The sequence below is a fragment of the Pseudomonas sp. nanlin1 genome, from assembly GCF_045571515.1.
GTDB lineage: Bacteria > Pseudomonadota > Gammaproteobacteria > Pseudomonadales > Pseudomonadaceae > Aquipseudomonas.
The window spans coordinates 600,889-618,180 of record NZ_CP124218.1 but is presented as its reverse complement, the minus strand read 5'-3'; the positions used below and the strand labels follow the sequence as shown (position 1 = coordinate 618,180).

The 17,292-nt window shown below is 61.9% G+C and carries 16 protein-coding genes and 1 riboswitch; of the genes, 12 read left to right on the top strand and 4 right to left on the bottom strand.

Annotation, left to right across the window (positions count from 1 at the left end):
* Positions 1–5: 5 nt before the first annotated feature.
* The gene (gene epd, locus QCL65_RS02915) at positions 6–1,064 is read right to left on the bottom strand and encodes an erythrose-4-phosphate dehydrogenase (RefSeq protein WP_407314707.1); all 1,059 of its coding nucleotides are present in this window, start codon (positions 1,062–1,064) and stop codon (positions 6–8) included.
* Between the two features lie 69 nt (positions 1,065–1,133).
* A complete protein-coding gene (gene tkt / locus QCL65_RS02910; RefSeq protein ID WP_407314705.1) occupies positions 1,134–3,131 on the bottom strand; it encodes a transketolase in 1,998 nt (665 codons plus the stop codon).
* 225 nt (positions 3,132–3,356) lie between these two features.
* Here tkt and QCL65_RS02905 point away from each other — a divergent pair, with 225 nt between their 5' ends.
* From QCL65_RS02905 to QCL65_RS02895, 3 genes are all read left to right on the top strand, one after another.
* Positions 3,357–4,358, top strand: a complete 1,002-nt coding sequence (locus QCL65_RS02905; RefSeq protein WP_407314703.1) for an ArsR/SmtB family transcription factor — start codon at positions 3,357–3,359, stop codon at positions 4,356–4,358.
* 12 nt (positions 4,359–4,370) lie between these two features.
* Positions 4,371–5,561, top strand: coding sequence for a methionine adenosyltransferase (gene metK / locus QCL65_RS02900; RefSeq protein WP_407314701.1), 1,191 nt, complete (start codon positions 4,371–4,373; stop codon positions 5,559–5,561).
* A gap of 140 nt (positions 5,562–5,701) precedes the next feature.
* On the top strand, positions 5,702–6,082 hold the full coding sequence (locus QCL65_RS02895; RefSeq protein WP_407314699.1) for a DUF1090 domain-containing protein: 381 nt from the start codon (positions 5,702–5,704) through the stop codon (positions 6,080–6,082).
* Positions 6,083–6,091: 9 nt separating this feature from the next.
* On the opposite strand, the gene QCL65_RS02890 is transcribed toward QCL65_RS02895, so the two are convergent.
* Complete coding sequence (locus tag QCL65_RS02890; protein WP_407314697.1) at positions 6,092–6,478, bottom strand: MAPEG family protein; 387 nt, start codon at positions 6,476–6,478, stop codon at positions 6,092–6,094.
* 206 nt (positions 6,479–6,684) lie between these two features.
* On the opposite strand from QCL65_RS02890, the gene QCL65_RS02885 reads away from it, so the two are divergent.
* From QCL65_RS02885 to otnI, 7 genes are all read left to right on the top strand, one after another.
* Positions 6,685–7,950: a cation:proton antiporter gene (locus tag QCL65_RS02885; protein WP_407314695.1), complete on the top strand. Its 1,266-nt coding sequence runs from the start codon at positions 6,685–6,687 to the stop codon at positions 7,948–7,950.
* A 90-nt stretch (positions 7,951–8,040) separates the two neighbouring features.
* Positions 8,041–8,844, top strand: a complete 804-nt coding sequence (locus QCL65_RS02880; protein WP_407314693.1) for a DeoR/GlpR family DNA-binding transcription regulator — start codon at positions 8,041–8,043, stop codon at positions 8,842–8,844.
* A gap of 35 nt (positions 8,845–8,879) precedes the next feature.
* The gene (ltnD, locus tag QCL65_RS02875) at positions 8,880–9,878 is read left to right on the top strand and encodes an L-threonate dehydrogenase (protein ID WP_407316647.1); all 999 of its coding nucleotides are present in this window, start codon (positions 8,880–8,882) and stop codon (positions 9,876–9,878) included.
* A 12-nt stretch (positions 9,879–9,890) separates the two neighbouring features.
* On the top strand, positions 9,891–11,183 hold the full coding sequence (gene otnK / locus QCL65_RS02870; protein WP_407314691.1) for a 3-oxo-tetronate kinase: 1,293 nt from the start codon (positions 9,891–9,893) through the stop codon (positions 11,181–11,183).
* Positions 11,180–11,818 carry an aldolase gene (locus QCL65_RS02865; RefSeq protein WP_407314689.1) on the top strand — a complete coding sequence of 213 codons (639 nt, stop codon included), beginning with the start codon at positions 11,180–11,182 and terminating at the stop codon, positions 11,816–11,818. The genes otnK and QCL65_RS02865 overlap by 4 nt, the downstream gene beginning before the upstream one ends.
* A gap of 92 nt (positions 11,819–11,910) precedes the next feature.
* Positions 11,911–13,368: an SLC13 family permease gene (locus QCL65_RS02860; RefSeq protein WP_407314687.1), complete on the top strand. Its 1,458-nt coding sequence runs from the start codon at positions 11,911–11,913 to the stop codon at positions 13,366–13,368.
* A gap of 12 nt (positions 13,369–13,380) precedes the next feature.
* Positions 13,381–14,163: a 2-oxo-tetronate isomerase gene (gene otnI / locus QCL65_RS02855; protein WP_407314685.1), complete on the top strand. Its 783-nt coding sequence runs from the start codon at positions 13,381–13,383 to the stop codon at positions 14,161–14,163.
* A 33-nt stretch (positions 14,164–14,196) separates the two neighbouring features.
* On the opposite strand, the gene QCL65_RS02850 is transcribed toward otnI, so the two are convergent.
* The gene (locus QCL65_RS02850; protein ID WP_407314683.1) at positions 14,197–14,589 is read right to left on the bottom strand and encodes an acyl-CoA thioesterase; all 393 of its coding nucleotides are present in this window, start codon (positions 14,587–14,589) and stop codon (positions 14,197–14,199) included.
* 197 nt (positions 14,590–14,786) lie between these two features.
* Positions 14,787–14,870: riboswitch (S-adenosyl-L-homocysteine riboswitch) on the top strand.
* A gap of 22 nt (positions 14,871–14,892) precedes the next feature.
* On the opposite strand from QCL65_RS02850, the gene ahcY reads away from it, so the two are divergent.
* Together ahcY and metF are read left to right on the top strand one after the other, a co-directional pair.
* A complete protein-coding gene (ahcY, locus tag QCL65_RS02845) occupies positions 14,893–16,302 on the top strand; it encodes an adenosylhomocysteinase (protein WP_407314681.1) in 1,410 nt (469 codons plus the stop codon).
* Between the two features lie 142 nt (positions 16,303–16,444).
* A complete protein-coding gene (metF, locus tag QCL65_RS02840) occupies positions 16,445–17,290 on the top strand; it encodes a methylenetetrahydrofolate reductase [NAD(P)H] (RefSeq protein WP_407314679.1) in 846 nt (281 codons plus the stop codon).
* Positions 17,291–17,292: the final 2 nt, after the last annotated feature.

Genomic DNA, 17,292 nt, shown 5'->3' with positions numbered 1-17,292 from the left:
GTCCTTCAAGCCTGTCTGGAGTGGGGGGGCATCACGCGCAGATAGTAATCTGCGACATCGAGCATGCGGTTGGCGAAGCCCCATTCGTTGTCGAACCAAGCCAACAGGTTAACCAGCCGGGGGCCGGAAACGCGGGTTTGGCTGGCATCGACAATCGCCGAATGGGGATCATGGTTAAAATCACAACTGGCGTGGGCCAGCTCGGTATAGGCCAATAAACCTTGCAACGGCCCGCTGCGCGCTGCCTCGTAGAGAATCCGGTTGATCTCGGCGGCGTCGGTGTCGCGGGCGGTTTGCAAGGTGATGTCCAGGCACGAGACGTTCACCGTCGGCACACGCACTGCTTTGGCCTGAATTCGGCCTGCAAGTTCCGGGAGCAGGCGCTCGATGCCGCGGGCCAGGCCGGTGGAAACCGGAATCACCGACTGAAAGGCCGAGCGCGTGCGGCGTAAGTCTTCATGGTGATAGGCGTCGATCACCGGCTGGTCGTTCATGGCCGAGTGGATGGTGGTAATGGAGACGTACTCCAGGCCCACCGCCTGATCGAGCAAACGCAACAGCGGCACACCACAATTGGTCGTGCACGAGGCGTTGGAGACCAGGCGTTCGCGCCCGCTCAGGCACCCCTGGTTCACCCCGTAAACAATGGTGGCGTCGACATCGGCCTCGCTGGCCATGGGCTGAGAAAAAAGCACCGCAGGGGCGCCAGCATCGAGAAAACGCTGGCCGTCGGCGCGGGTGTGGTAGGCACCGGAGCACTCCAGTACCAAGTCAATGCCCAGGCTGGCCCAGTCGACGCCTTCCGGCGTCGGGCTGCGCAGCACCTTGAGCGGCTGCCGATTGATCAGCAGCGTGTCGCCTTCGACGCCCACCTCGCCGGGAAAACGCCCGTGGGTGGAGTCAAAACGCGTGAGGTATTCGAGGCTGGCCATATCGGCCAGATCGTTCAGCGCAACCACCTCAAACCCTGCCCGTGCGCCACGCTCGACCAGTGCGCGCAAAACGCAACGGCCTATACGGCCATAACCGTTGAGGGCGACTTTGAAGGGGCGGGGTTGGGGCATGGGGGCTCGCTTGAATTGTTGTTTTTTTAAAAGGGTCGGGGGCGAGCTGGGCGCCGCCCCCGATCTTTTTCAGTCTTCGAGCAGTTCTTCAGCGGTACCCACTACGTTGTCCAGGGTAAAGCCGAACTCTTCGAACAGCTCGGCCGCAGGGCCCGACTCGCCGAAAGTAGTCATACCGATCACGCGGCCTTCCAGGCCTACGTACTTGTACCAGTAATCGGCATGGGCCGCTTCGATGGCGATGCGCGCACTGACTTGCAACGGCAATACCGATTGCTTGTAGGCGGCGTCTTGGGCATCGAACACGCTGGTGCACGGCATAGAAACGACACGCACCTTGCGGCCTTTTTCGGTCAGTTGATCGTAAGCCAGTACCGCCAGGCCCACTTCGGAACCGGTGGCGATGAGGATCAGCTCCGGCTCACCCGCGCAGTCCTTGAGCACATACCCGCCCCGCTCGACACCCGCCAACTGCTCGGCATCACGAGCTTGGTGGGTGAGGTTCTGCCGCGAGAAGATCAGCGCCGAAGGGCCGTCGCTGCGCAGCAGGGCGTGCTTCCAGGCCACCGCGGACTCGACCGCATCGGCCGGGCGCCAGGTATCGAGGTTCGGCGTGCAGCGCAGGCTGGCCAGTTGCTCGATAGGCTGGTGGGTCGGGCCATCTTCGCCCAGGCCGATGGAGTCGTGGGTAAACACGTAGATCACTCGATTCTTCATCAAGGCCGACATGCGCACCGCGTTGCGTGCGTATTCCATGAAGATCAGGAAGGTCGCACCATAAGGCACGAAGCCCCCGTGCAGGGCGATGCCGTTCATGATCGCGCTCATACCGAACTCGCGCACACCGTAGTACACGTAGTTGCCGCTGGCATCATCCGCTTCGACGCCCTTGCAACCCTTCCACAGGGTCAGGTTGGAAGCCGCCAGGTCGGCAGAACCGCCCAGCAGTTCTGGCAACAGCGGGCCAAAAGCGCCCAGGGTGTTCTGGCTGGCTTTGCGGCTGGCGATGGTTTCGCCCTTGGCCGCGATTTCGGCAATGTAGGCCGAGGCTTTTTCAGCGAAGTCCGCCGGGACTTCACCGGCCATGCGGCGGATGAATTCGTTGGCCAGCTCCGGATGCTGCGCCGAATAGGCCGCGAAGCGCTGGTTCCATTCGGCTTCCAGGGCCACGCCGGACTCTTTGGCATCCCACTCGGCATAAATGTCGGCGGGGATCTCGAAGGGGCCATGGTCCCACTTCAACGCCGCGCGGGTCAGGGCCACTTCGTCGACGCCCAGGGCCGCGCCGTGGGACTCTTCTTTACCCTGTTTGTTCGGCGAGCCGAAACCGATGACGGTCTTGCAGCAGATCAGCGTCGGCTGAGCCGACTTGCGTGCGGTGTCGATGGCGGTTTTGATTTCTTCGGCATCGTGGCCGTCGACATTGCGGATCACCTGCCAGTTGTAGGCCTCGAAACGCTTGGGCGTGTCGTCGGTGAACCAGCCTTCGACTTCACCGTCGATGGAAATGCCATTGTCATCGTAGAAGGCGATCAGCTTGCCCAGGCCCAAGGTACCGGCCAGGGAAGCGACTTCATGGGAAATACCTTCCATCATGCAGCCGTCACCCATAAACACGTAGGTGTGATGGTCGACGATGTCGTGGCCGGGACGGTTGAACTGCGCGCCCAAGACCTTTTCCGCGATGGCGAAGCCCACGGCGTTAGCCAGGCCCTGGCCCAATGGGCCGGTGGTGGTTTCAACGCCAGGCGTATAACCGTGCTCCGGGTGGCCCGGGGTGCGGCTGTGCAGTTGGCGGAAGTTCTTCAGGTCGTCGATGGACAGGTCGTAGCCGGTCAGGTGCAGCAGTGAGTAGACCAGCATGGAACCATGCCCGTTGGACATGATGAAACGGTCACGGTTGGCGAACAAAGGGTTGCTGGGGTTGTGCTTCAGGTAGTCACGCCAAAGGACTTCGGCGATATCTGCCATACCCATGGGGGCACCGGGATGACCGCTGTTGGCTTTTTGCACGGCATCCATGCTGAGTGCACGAATGGCGTTGGCACGCTCACGACGGCTGGGCATCGTTATCTCCTGGGGCTGGAAAAGATGAAACGGGAAAAAGACGGCTATTTTCCCCTACTGGCAGCCTCGGGGGCAATCGGAGATAGCCGTCTATGAGTATTTTTCCCGGCGAAGTATTTCAATGAAACTAACACAAGCGTAGACCGCCCCGCGCATGTAGCAATATCAAAACTTTTTGATATTGCCCTTGCAGCTTCAGAATCGGCTCACTAGACTGCCGCCACTATGAATCTACGCGTACCGGCCATCCGTCATGACGCCTGCGACGACCTTGCTGCTTTGTGCAAGGCCGGCGGCGACCCATTGCGCCTGAACGTTTTGCGGGCCCTGGCCAGCGACTCGTTCGGTGTGCTGGAGCTGACGCGGATCTTCGCCATTGGGCAGTCCGGCATGAGCCATCACCTGAAGGTGCTGGCCCAGGCCGACCTGGTGGCGAGCCGCCGCGAAGGCAACGCGATCTTTTACCGCCGCGCCCTGCCCGATGCGTCCCTGCTGGGTGGGCGCCTGCATGCGGCGCTGCTCGAAGAAGTCGACGGGCTAGTCTTACCCCCTGAAATACAATCGCGTATGGCGGCCGTACAGCGCCAGCGCGCGGCGGCCAGCGAAGATTTCTTTACCCGTACCGAAGAAAAATTCCGCGCTCAGCAAGACCTTATCGCCGGCTTGGCGCAGTACCGCGACAGCCTGCTGGCACTGCTCGACAAGCTCAGCTTCGCCCCGCAGGCCAGCGCTTTGGAGATCGGCCCCGGCGACGGCGGTTTTCTCCCCGACCTCGCGCGGCGCTTTGCCCACGTCACGGCTTTGGACAACAGCCCGACTATGCTGGAGCTGGCCCGCCAGGTGTGCCAGCGAGAACACCTGGGCAATGTGCACTTGCAATTGGCGGACGCCTTGAGTGACTTCAGCCTGGCCGCCGACTGCGTGGTGTTGAATATGGTCCTGCACCATTTCAGCGACCCCGCCCAGGCGCTCAGGCAACTGGCCAACCGCGTGCAACCAGGCGGCAGCCTTTTAGTGACAGAGTTGTGCAGCCACAACCAAAGTTGGGCCAGGGAGGCCTGCGGTGATCTTTGGTTGGGGTTTGAACAGGAAGACCTGGCCCGTTGGGCCACCGCTGCGGGACTCGTTCCCGGGGACAGCCTCTATGTAGGCTTACGTAATGGTTTCCAGATCCAGGTCCGCCATTTTCAGCGGCCGGCTGGCGACACTCACCATCGGTCAATTTAGGAAACCGTCGAGATGAGCGAATACTCCCTTTTTACCTCCGAGTCTGTGTCTGAAGGGCACCCGGACAAAATCGCCGACCAGATTTCCGATGCGGTGCTGGACGCGATCATTGCGCAAGACAAGTTCGCCCGCGTGGCCTGCGAAACCCTGGTTAAAACCGGTGTGGCGATCATCGCTGGCGAAGTGAGCACCTCGGCCTGGGTCGACCTGGAAGACATCGTGCGCAACGTGATCGTCGACATCGGCTATAACAGCTCCGATGTAGGCTTCGACGGTGCCACCTGCGCGGTGATGAACATCATCGGCAAGCAGTCGGTGGACATCGCCCAAGGTGTTGACCGCAGCAAACCGGAAGACCAAGGCGCCGGCGACCAGGGCCTGATGTTCGGTTACGCCAGCAATGAAACCGACGTACTCATGCCGGCGCCGATCACCTTTTCTCACCAACTGGTGCAGCGCCAGGCCGAGGCGCGCAAGTCGGGCCTGTTGCCCTGGCTGCGCCCCGACGCCAAGTCCCAGGTGACCTGCCGCTACGAAGGCGGCAAGGTGGTCGGGATCGACGCTATCGTGCTGTCGACCCAGCACAACCCGGAAGTCTCCTACAAAGACTTGCGTGAAGGCGTGATGGAGCTGATCGTCAAGCATGTATTGCCTGCCGAGCTGCTGCACAAAGACACCCAGTTCCACATCAACCCGACCGGCAACTTCATCATCGGTGGCCCGGTGGGTGACTGCGGACTGACCGGGCGCAAGATCATCGTCGACAGCTACGGCGGCATGGCCCGTCACGGCGGTGGTGCGTTCTCCGGCAAGGATCCATCCAAGGTTGACCGTTCGGCGGCCTACGCCGGCCGTTACGTTGCCAAGAACATCGTTGCCGCGGGCCTGGCCGAGCGCTGCGAAATCCAGGTGTCCTACGCTATTGGGGTGGCACAACCTACCTCGATTTCGATCAACACCTTCGGCACCGGCAAGATCAGCGACGAAAAAATCATCAAGCTGGTGCGCGAGCACTTCGACCTGCGCCCTTACGCGATCACCACCATGCTCGACCTGCTGCACCCGATGTATCAAGCCACTGCAGCCTACGGCCACTTTGGCCGGGTGCCGGTGGAAATGACCGTGGGTGACGACACCTTCACCGCGTTCACCTGGGAGCGCACTGATCGTGCCGAGGCGCTGCGCGCCGCCGCAGGCCTGTAACTCAGGCGGCTACCCAAGCCCCGGCCGGGAGACTGGCCGGGGCTTTTTTGTGGGCGGCAAGCCCATGACAATAGGAACATTCCTACATACTTTTAAGCTAAATCGGCATTAAATAGCCCCATTTCCACCTTGGAGCCATCATGAAACCCGTTCACGCCATCACCTTATTCTCGCTTTGCATGGGCTTGAGCGCTAACGCCGTGGCGGCGCCAGCGCTGACCGGTTGCGCTGCCAAGCAGCAGGCGGTCGAACAACAGATCGCGCAAGCCAAAGGTAACCCTTACCGGCAAGCAGGCCTGGAAACCGCTCTGAGCGAAATCAAAGCGAACTGCACCGACGCCTCGCTGAAGAAAGAGCGGGAAAACAAAGTGCTCGACGCCAAGCACGAGGTCAGCCAGCGCGAGGCCGATCTGGACAAAGCCATGCGCAAAGGCGACCCGGACAAGATCAACAAGCGCAAAGACAAGCTGGCCGAGTCGCGCAGAGAACTGCAAGAAGCGGTGGACGAGCTGGACAAATAAGCTCGACGGCTAAACCGACACAAAGAAGAAGCTGGCGATCAAGCCCATCCCCACCGCCCACACCAGTGAGCGCAGCAGTGCCCAGTCCGCCAGGTAGCAGATGATGTACAACAGGCGGCTGGTAATAAACATCACCGCCAGCACATCCAGGTTGGTCTGCGACGCATTGCCGACGATGTCGGAAATAATCACCGCCGCCGCGAACGCTGGGGTCACCTCGAAACTATTGAGCTGCGCCGAGTCGGCGCGCTTGGCAACCCCGTGAAGGCCGGCGAGGAATTTTCGCGGGTCGTGGTTGTGCCCCAGGCCGAATTGGCCACTGCTGAATTTGGCCACCCCGGTGCACAGGTAAGGCAGAAATATCGCGATCAATACACACCAGAATGCAACGGTCATAGACGCGGATCCTTGATAAGGTCAGAAAGGGCGAACAGCCGCAGAGCTATGAACCAGCCCAGCTAAAAAGGTTCGACGCCGCATCCCCACCCCGTTGAAACCCTGAGCGCTAACAGGGGTCAGTCTGCAAGATGTAAACGTGTGTGTCGTAAGACGCCGCGCTGGCATCCAAACCCTGCCTATTCGAAAACCACCTGGGAGCCCGGATGCTCGAGTTAGTTGCTGCGTTTATTTGCCTGACCACCCTTCTTACCTACGTCAATTTCCGCTTTATCGGCCTGCCACCGACCATTGGTGTCATGGTCACTGCTCTGTTGTTCTCCCTGCTGTTGCAGGGCCTGAGCGTGATCGGCTACCCGGGCCTGGAAGAGCGCGTGCAAGCGCTGATCGGCCAGATCGATTTCGGCGACCTGTTAATGAATTGGATGTTGGCGTTCCTGCTGTTTGCCGGCGCCCTGCACGTTAACCTGGCCGACCTGCGCGACTACCGCTGGCCCATCGGCCTGCTGGCAACCTTCGGGGTGCTGATTGCTACCGTCGTGATCGGCACCCTGGCCTTCTGGATTTTCGGCCTGTTCGGCTGGCACGTCAGCTTCCTGTACTGCTTGCTGTTCGGCGCCCTGATTTCCCCTACGGACCCCATTGCGGTGCTGGGCGTGCTGCGCACGGCGAACGCTTCGAAACCGTTGAAGACCACAATCGTCGGCGAATCCTTATTCAACGACGGCACTGCCGTGGTGGTGTTCACTGTACTGCTGGGCATCGCCCAATTGGGTGAAACGCCTACCCTGGGCGCTACCGCCATGCTGTTCGTGCATGAAGCAGTGGGCGGCATCCTGTTCGGCGGGCTAATCGGATATAGCGTGTACCGCCTGATCAAAAGCATCGAGCAGCACCAGATCACCGTCATGCTGACCCTGGCGCTAGTGGTCGGCGGCTCGGCCATGGCCTATGAGCTGCACGTGTCAGCCCCCATCGCAATGGTGGTGGCCGGCCTGATCATCGGCAACTTGGGGCGCAACCTGGCGATGAACGAAATGACCCGGCGCTATGTGGACGGTTTCTGGGAGCTGCTCGACGACATGCTCAATGCCGTGTTGTTTGCCCTGATCGGCATGGAGCTGCTGTTGCTGCCGTTTTCCTGGTTGCACCTGCTGGCCGCCAGCCTGCTCGCCGTGGCCATTGTGCTGTCGCGGCTGCTCACGGTGGCGCCGGCCATCCTGTTACTACGGCGCTGGCGCAGCGTGCCGCGCGGCACCATACGCATCCTTACCTGGGGCGGCTTGCGCGGTGGCGTCTCGGTGGCGCTGGCCCTGGCGCTGCCCCTGGGTGCTGAACGCGACCTGCTGCTGAGTATCACCTATATCGTGGTGCTGTCGTCGATCCTGCTGCAGGGGCTGAGCGTCGGCAAGCTGGTCAAGGCCGTCACCCGCGAGCCTGAGCAGGCCACGCCCGTGCATTCGGGGCATTGAGTGAAGTGAGGCGCTTATCGCCTGCCGATTCGCTAAGATACGCGCCTCAACGGCCAGCACCCAGGGCCCCTTGCACCACCAGGAGCCAGCATGCCTAAAGAACAGGACATCGCCAGTGGCGGCCCGATGATCCCTGAGCAGCGTCGCGAATTGATGCTGCGCCAGTTGCGCAAACATCAGGTGCTCAGCGTGCACCAACTGACCGAGATGTTCGACTGCTCGCACATGACCGTACGCCGCGACATCGCCCTGCTCGAACAGGCCGGGCGGGCCTACTCGGTCACCGGCGGCGTGCGCATTGCCAGCCAGGTGCACAGCGAGCCGAGCCATCAGTCCAAGGCGGTGCTGGAATTGCCGCAGAAGCAGGCGATGGCGCGCCTGGCGGCGAAGATGCTGCACGCCGACATGACCGTCTACCTGGATGCCGGCACCAGCACACTGGAGATCGTCCCGCATATCAGTGCGCTGACCGGTATGACCGTAGTGACCAACGACTTCGGCATCGTCAATGCTCTGGCCGACGCCAGCCACGTGGAGGTGATTCACACCGGCGGCCTGCTCGATCACCCCAACCGATCCTGTGTGGGCGGCCTAGCGGCGGCGACGCTGCGGCAGATCGCCACCGACATTGCTTTTATGTCCACCAGTTCCTGGGACTTACAGCGCGGTATCACCACCCCCTCGGCGCTGAAGGTGGAGGTCAAACAGGTGGCGATGCAGAGCGCCTCGCAAACCGTATTGGTGGCCAGCAGCTCGAAGTACGGCACCTTCGGCATGTACAAGATCGTCGGCCTGGAGCAGTTCGACGCCATTATCACCGATTCACAACTAGCCCAAGGCGCCGCCGAAAATGTTGCCAAGCTGGGCGTGGAGCTGCTCCTTGCGGAAGGCTAAAACCTAGAAAACAGGCTTTCACATCGTTGATGTGAATATTTGTTAAATTAAAAAAACACTTCACAAGATCTGATCACAGAGGCATGATCGGAGGTATTCGGCTGCACACTCTCACGAGGAATACTTCCATGAATAACAAAAATGTCGGTGTCGTTGGTTTGGGCGCGATGGGCCTGGGTATTGCCCGCTCGTTATTGCGCTCGGGTTTCAATGTGCATGCCTGTGATGTGCGCAGCGCCGTGACCGAACAATTCGCCAGCGAGGGTGGCGTCGCCTGCGCCTCCCCCGCCACACTGGCCGCCGCCTGCGACGTGATCGTTACGGTGGTAGTCAACGCCGAACAAACCGAGACGGTATTGTTCGGGGACAACGGCGCCGTGGCCGCCTTGCGCCCCGGCAGCCTGATCATCGGCTGCGCGACCGTAGCCCCGACCTTCGCCGTGGACCTGGGCGAGCGCCTGGCCAGCCATGGCCTGCTATACCTCGACGCGCCGATTTCCGGGGGCGCCGCCAAGGCCGCCGCGGGTGAAATGACCATGATGACCTCTGGCCCGCAAGCCGCTTATGCCGCGGCCGATGCCGTACTGGCGGGCATGGCGGGTAAGGTCTATCGCCTGGGCGATGTGCACGGTTTGGGGTCGAAGGTGAAGATCATCAACCAACTGCTGGCGGGCGTGCATATTGCCGCCTCGGCTGAAGCCATGGCCCTGGGCCTGCGCGAAGGTGTCGACGCCGATGCCCTATACGAAGTGATCACCCACAGCGCGGGCAATTCCTGGATGTTCGAAAACCGCGTGCCGCATATTTTGAAGGCTGACTACACGCCGCTCTCGGCAGTGGACATCTTCGTCAAGGACCTGGGCCTGGTCCTCGATACCGCCCGCGCCAGCAAATTCCCCCTGCCGCTTTCGGCCACCGCCCATCAAATGTTCATGCAAGCGTCGAGCGCCGGTTTCGGCCGTGAGGACGATTCGGCCGTGATCAAGATCTTCCCCGGCATCGAGCTGCCCACCGCCAAGAAGCCATCGGCCTAAGGAACTGCGCGCATGAATAACCTTGCCACTCGCCCGTTGCTGGGCTGCATTGCCGATGACTTCACCGGCGCCACGGACCTCGCCAACATGCTTGTACGCGGCGGTATGCGCACAGTGCAGAGCATCGGCATCCCCACGGCCGAAGTCGCCGCAGGGCTGGACGCCGATGCGGTGGTGATCGCCCTGAAGTCGCGCACCTTGCCGGCCGCCGAAGCCATCGAGCAGTCCCTGGCCGCCCTGGCCTGGCTGCGTGAGCGCGGCTGCGAGCAGATCTTCTTCAAATACTGCTCCACGTTCGACTCCACCGCAGCGGGCAATATCGGCCAGGTCAGCGAAGCCCTGCTCGAAGCGTTAGGCAGCGACTTCACCCTGGCCTGCCCGGCCTTCCCGGAAAACGGCCGGACGATTTTCCGCGGGCACCTGTTCGTTCAAGACCAACTGCTGAACGAGTCGGGCATGCAGCACCACCCGCTCACTCCTATGACCGACGCCAACCTGGTGCGCGTGCTGCAGGCGCAGACCCGGCAAAAGGTCGGCCTGCTGCGTTACGACTGCGTGGCCCAGGGGGCGGCCAAGGTCAAAGAACAGATCGCCACGTTGCGTGCCAACGGCGTCGGCATGGCCATCGCCGATGCGTTGTCCGATGCCGATCTTTACACCCTAGGCGAAGCCTGTGCCGGGCTGCCGCTGCTCACCGGCGGTTCGGGCCTGGCCCTGGGCCTGCCAGAAAACTTTCGCCGTGCTGGCCGCCTGCGCGACGTGGACGCCGCCTGCGTGCCCCTCGTGGCGGGTGGTGAAGTGGTGTTGGCGGGTAGCGCCTCGCAAGCCACCAACGGGCAAGTGGCGGCTTGGCTCGAAGCCGGCCGCCCGGCCTTGCGCATCGACCCTCTGGCGCTGGCCGCCGGCAAGCCGGTGGTCGCCGAGGCACTGGCGTTCGCTGCTAACGCTGGCCAGACCGTATTGATCTACGCCACCAGCGCGCCTGACGAGGTCAAAGCTGTGCAAGCCCAACTGGGTGTTGAGCGTGCCGGGGCCTTGGTCGAGCAAGCCCTGGGCGAGATCGCCAGTGGTCTGCGCGCCGCAGGGGTACGCCGCTTCGTGGTTGCCGGCGGCGAGACCTCCGGGGCAGTGGTTCAGGCGCTGAATGTACAGCTTCTGCAAATCGGCGCGCAGATCGACCCCGGCGTGCCGGCCACCGTCAGCACCACCCAAGAGCCCCTGGCCCTGGCCTTAAAGTCGGGCAACTTCGGTGGGCGCGATTTCTTTGCCAAAGCTCTTGAGCAACTGGCCGGGGGTGCCCAATGAGCAGCGAGAGCCGCCTGCGTGAAGAAATCTGTGACGTCGGCCGCCTGCTCTATGGCCGCGGCTACACCGTTGGCAGCGCTGGCAATATCAGTTCCCGGCTCGAAGACGGCTGGCTGATCACCCCGACCGACGCCTGTCTGGGCCGGCTCGACCCCGCCACGATCGCCAAGGTCAACCTGGCGGGGGAATGGGTCAGCGGTGATAAGCCCTCCAAAACACTGGCCCTGCACCGTGAAGTGTATGACCGCAACCCTGGGGTCGGCGGCGTGGTGCACACCCACTCCACCCACCTGGTGGCACTGACCTTGGCAGGGGTCTGGTCGGCGGACGATATCTTGCCGCCGCTCACCCCCTATCAGGTGATGAAGGTCGGCCATATCCCGCTGATTCCCTACGAGCGGCCTGGCTCGCCCAAGGTGGCTGAGCAGGTCGCGCAACTGGCCAACCGCGTACGCGGCGTCATGCTCGAACGCCTTGGCCCGGTGATCTGGGAAAGCTCGGTGGCCAAGGCCAGTTACGCCCTGGAGGAGCTGGAAGAAACCGCGCGCCTCTGGCTGATGAGCAATCCACGCCCGGCGCCGTTGAGCCAGGCGGCCTTGCAAGATCTGCGCGAAGCCTTCGGCGCGCAGTGGTAACGCGTTTCTGACGTGCACAACTGACCGCTGCCACGGGCGTGGCGGCGCCCCCCCCGGATATTCCGGATAACAATAAAAATAGGAAATGCAGCATGAGCCCACTCTTGCTAATGATCATCGCTGGCGCTGGTATCGCGTTATTGCTGTTGCTGGTGCTCAAATACAAGTTCCAACCATTCGTGGCCCTGCTGCTCATCAGCATCGTGGTGGCGCTGGTGGCCGGGGTCAAACCGGCCGACCTAGTGGCAACCATCGAAGGCGGCATGGGCAAGACCCTCGGGCACATCGCGATCATCATCGCCCTGGGCGCGATGATCGGGCGCATCATTGAGCTGTCCGGTGGCGCCGAAGCCTTGGCCAAGACCCTTATTGAACGCTTCGGTAACCGGCGCACGCCACTGGCGCTGACCGTGGCGGGCTTTATGGTGGGGGTACCGGTGTTTTTCGAGGTCGGCGTGATCATCCTCATGCCCCTGGCGTATGGCGTGGCCCGGGCGGCACGCAAGCCGCTGCTGGTGTTCGCCCTGCCCATGTGCGCTGCGCTGCTGGCCGTGCATGCGTTTCTGCCGCCGCACCCTGGAGCAGTCGCCGCGGCCGGGCAACTGGGCGCCGACATTGGCCGCGTGTTGATGTTCGGCATGCCGCTGGTGGCTATCCTGTGCCTGGTCGGCTATCTGGTTGCCGGGCGCATGACCCGCCGGGTCTACCCCATGACGGATGACATCCGGGCCGAAGTGTATGGCGCCCATGTCACCAATGCCGACCTGGAAGCCTGGGCCCGTGACGACTATTCAGCCGTGCGCGAAGCCACCCAAGGCAAAACCTTTGCAGGCGAAGAAAGTGCCAGCAGCCTGGCGGCCAAACTGCCACCGGCGCCAGCCCCAGGCTTCGGCCTGATCGTGGCGCTAATCCTGCTGCCCATCGTATTGATCCTGCTCGGCACCCTGGCCACCAGCCTGCTGCCCCCTGAATCGACCCTGCGCGCTATCTTGGTGGTGCTCGGCGCGCCACTGGTGGCCCTGCTGATCGATACTCTGCTGTGTGCCTGGTTGCTAGGCAGCCGCCGCGGCTGGAGCCGTAGCCAGGTGTCCGATGTGATTGGCTCGGCCCTGCCCGGTGTGGCCATGGTGATCCTGATCGCCGGTGCCGGCGGTGTGTTCGGCAAGGTGCTGGTTGATACCGGCATCGGTGCGGTGGTGTCTGAAGCATTGCGCACCACCGGCCTGCCGGTTCTGGCCCTGGGTTTTCTGCTGACCATGCTGTTGCGCGCGGTGCAGGGTTCGACCACGGTCGCCCTGGTGACCACCGCCGGCATTCTCACGCCGATGGTCGCGACCCTGGGTCTGAGCCCCAACCATCTGGCCCTGCTGTGCCTGGCCATGGGCGGTGGCGGGCTGGCCATGTCGCACATCAACGATGCAGGCTACTGGATGTTCACTAAACTGGCGGGCCTGAACGTCGCCGACGGCCTACGTACCTGGACCGTTCTTGTCACCGTGCTGGGCGTACTGGGGTTCTTGATGACCCTCGCGCTCTGGCCCTTTGTCTGACCTGGAGTCCTTATGCCGCGTTTTGCTGCCAACCTCAGCATGCTCTACCCCGAACACGCGTTCCTCGACCGCTTTGCCGCCGCAGCGGCCGACGGCTTCGAGGCCGTGGAATACCTGTTCCCGTACGACTTCAGCGCTCAGGAACTCAAGCAACGCCTGACCGAGCACAACCTGCAACAAGCGTTGTTCAATGCGCCACCGGGCGATTGGGCCGCGGGCGAACGGGGTACGGTGTCGCTACCGGGCCGCGAGCAGGAGTTTCGTGAAGGCTTCGAGCGCGCCCTGGAATACGCCGCCGTGCTGGGCAACTCACGTATCCATGTCATGGCGGGGCTGCTGCCCAGCGAAAGCGCCCGGGCGCAGCACCATGAGGTGTATGTGGAAAACCTGCGCCACGCCGCCGCGCAAGCGGCCAAGGCAGGCATCACCGTGCTGCTAGAGCCGATCAACACCCGCGACATGCCGGGCTTCTTCCTCAACCGCCAAGATCAGGCCCACGCCTTGGTTGCGCAGGTCGGCGCAGATAACGTGAAGGTCCAGTTCGACTGCTATCACTGCCAGATTGTCGAGGGCGACCTGGCCATGAAGCTGCGCCGCGACATGGCCGGTATCGGCCATATCCAGATCGCCGGCGTACCGGACCGCCACGAACCTGACAGCGGCGAAATCAATTACCCGTACCTGTTCGAGCTGATCGACCAGTTGGGCTATGAAGGTTGGATCGGCTGTGAATACCGCCCCAAGGGCGATACATCACAGGGCCTAGAGTGGTTGCGGCGCTGGCGCGCACGCTGACCCATCGGGGCCTAGGCCCCGATTTTTCTGGGTTCAGTCAGGCTCGAACTGATCCTTGATGTAGCGAATCTCGGTGCGCCCATGGGGTGCTGGCAAGCCGTCCTCGCCCAGGTTGACGAACACCAGTTTCTCCACGGTGAGGATGCTTTTGCGGGTGATCTTGTTGCGCACTTCGCAGGTGAGGGTGATCGAGGTACGCCCGAACTCGGTGGCCGTGATGCCGAGTTCGATGATGTCACCCTGACGCGAAGCGCTGACGAAGTTGATTTCTGAAATGTACTTGGTCACCACTCGCTGGTTGCCCAACTGAACGATGGCGTAAATCGCGGCTTCTTCGTCGATCCAGCGCAATAGGCTGCCACCGAACAAGGTGCCGTTAGGGTTGAGGTCTTCGGGCTTGACCCATTTGCGGGTATGGAAATTCATCGTCGCTCCTGACTGTCTGCCGGTGGATTGGCCCATCATGGCAGACCTGCCCAACGCGCTCCATTAGGGATTTTGCATCGGCGCCATCAGCCTTCCGGCAGGAAACCACAGAAATGCTTGGGCCGCGACGCCGGCGCAGCTATAATCGCCGGCGTTACACAAAACGGCCCTTTTCACTTCCCGGCCGTTCCCGCCACCTGTCCGAGGGGCGCTGCAGCAGGTCTACCTGTCAGGCTCGGATGGGGCGTTGATAAACCAACGCACAACGGCGCCCATTCGCACCTTACGAATGGAGGCTCTTCTATGAGCGCTGTAAACACGCCTGCAGATTTTTCCGACTACAAAGTCGCCGATATCTCCCTGGCGGCCTGGGGCCGTCGCGAAACCATCATCGCTGAATCGGAAATGCCTGCGCTGATGGGCCTGCGCCGCAAATACGCTGGCGAGCAGCCCCTCAAGGGCGCAAAAATCCTTGGCTGCATCCACATGACCATTCAGACCGCCGTGCTGATCGAAACCCTGGTTGCCCTGGGTGCCGAAGTGCGTTGGTCGTCTTGCAACATTTTCTCCACCCAAGACCAGGCCGCTGCTGCTATCGCCGCTGCGGGCATCCCTGTGTTTGCCTGGAAAGGCGAAACCGAAGCTGAGTACGAGTGGTGCATCGAGCAGACCATCCTCAAGGATGGCCAGCCGTGGGACGCCAATATGATTCTGGACGACGGTGGTGACCTCACCGAAATCCTGCACAAGAAATACCCGGCCATGCTCGAGCGCATGCACGGTGTCACCGAAGAAACCACCACCGGCGTGCACCGCCTGCTGGACATGCTGGCCAAGGGCACATTGAAAATCCCGGCCATCAACGTCAACGACTCGGTGACCAAGAGCAAGAACGACAACAAATACGGCTGCCGTCACAGCCTCAACGACGCCATCAAGCGCGGCACCGACCACCTGCTGTCGGGCAAGCAGGCCCTGGTGATCGGCTACGGTGACGTAGGTAAAGGCTCGGCACAATCGCTGCGCCAGGAAGGCATGATCGTCAAGGTCACCGAAGTCGACCCTATCTGCGCCATGCAAGCCTGCATGGACGGCTTCGAATTGGTCTCACCCTTTATCGATGGGCGCAACGACGGCAGCGCGGCCAGCATCGACAAGGCCCTGTTGGGCAAGATCGACCTGATTGTCACCACCACCGGTAACGTCAACGTCTGCGATGCCAACATGCTGCAAGCGCTGAAAAAGCGCGCCGTGGTGTGCAACATCGGCCACTTTGACAACGAAATCGACACCGCCTTCATGCGCAAGAACTGGGCATGGGAAGAGGTCAAGCCGCAGGTGCACAAGATCCACCGCACCGGCCCAGGCGCGTTCGATGCACAGAACGATGACTACCTGATCCTCCTGGCCGAAGGCCGCTTGGTCAACCTGGGCAACGCCACAGGCCACCCTAGCCGGATCATGGACGGCTCGTTCGCCAACCAAGTGCTGGCGCAGATTTTCCTGTTCGAGCAAAAGTTCGCCGACCTGTCACCGGCCAAAAAAGCCGAGCGCCTGACCGTCGAAGTATTGCCCAAGAAGCTTGACGAAGAAGTGGCCCTGGAAATGGTCCGCGGCTTCGGTGGCGTGGTTACTCAACTGACCCAGCAGCAGGCTGACTACATTGGCGTCAGCGTCGAAGGCCCGTTCAAGCCAGAAGCCTATCGCTACTAAGCGTTGAGTTTCGAGCTGCAAGCTACGGGCGCGAGCTCGTAGCTTTCTAAACGATGCGCTGCCAACGCGAGGGTCGGGCCACTGGGGCAATAGCCACGGCGGGCTCGACGCTCATCGCGCGCAGCTAAAGGAACAGAGCACCATGTCCCAAACACGTCCCGTGAGCTTCGAGTTCTTCCCAACCAAGACCGACGCCGGACACGAAAAACTGTTGAACGTCGCCCGCCAGTTGGCCGGCTACGGCCCCGATTTCTTCTCCTGCACCTACGGTGCCGGTGGCTCCACCCGTGACCGTACGCTCAATACCGTGCTGCAGTTGCAAAACGAAGTGAACGTGCCCGCCGCACCGCATTTGTCTTGCGTGGGCGACAGCCGGGCTGAGCTGCGTACCTTGCTGGCTCAGTATAAAGAAGCCGGTATTCAGCGCATCGTCGCCTTGCGCGGCGACCTGCCGTCGGGCATGGGCATGTCAAGCGGTGAGCTGCGCTATGCCAATGAGCTGGTGGAGTTCATTCGCGCTGAAACCGGCGACCACTTTCATATCGAAGTGGCCGCTTACCCTGAGATGCACCCCCAGGCACGCAACCTGGAAGCTGACCTGGCCAACTTCGCCCAGAAAGCCAATGCCGGTGCCAGCAGCGCGATCACGCAATACTTTTTCAATGCCGACTGCTACTTCTACTTTGTCGAGCGCGTGCAGAAGTTGGGGGTCAATATCCCCATCGTGCCGGGCATCATGCCCATCACCAACTACAGCAAGTTGGCCCGCTTTTCCGATGCCTGCGGCGCTGAGATCCCACGCTGGGTGCGCAAGCAGCTAGAGGCGTACGGCGATGACACCCAGAGCATCCAAGCGTTTGGCACTGAAGTCATCACCCGCATGTGTGAGCGCCTGCTAGAGGGCGGCGCTCCGGGCTTGCACTTCTACACACTGAACCAGGCCGAGCCGAGCCTGGCGGTGTGGAACAACCTCAAGTTGCCGCGCTGAGT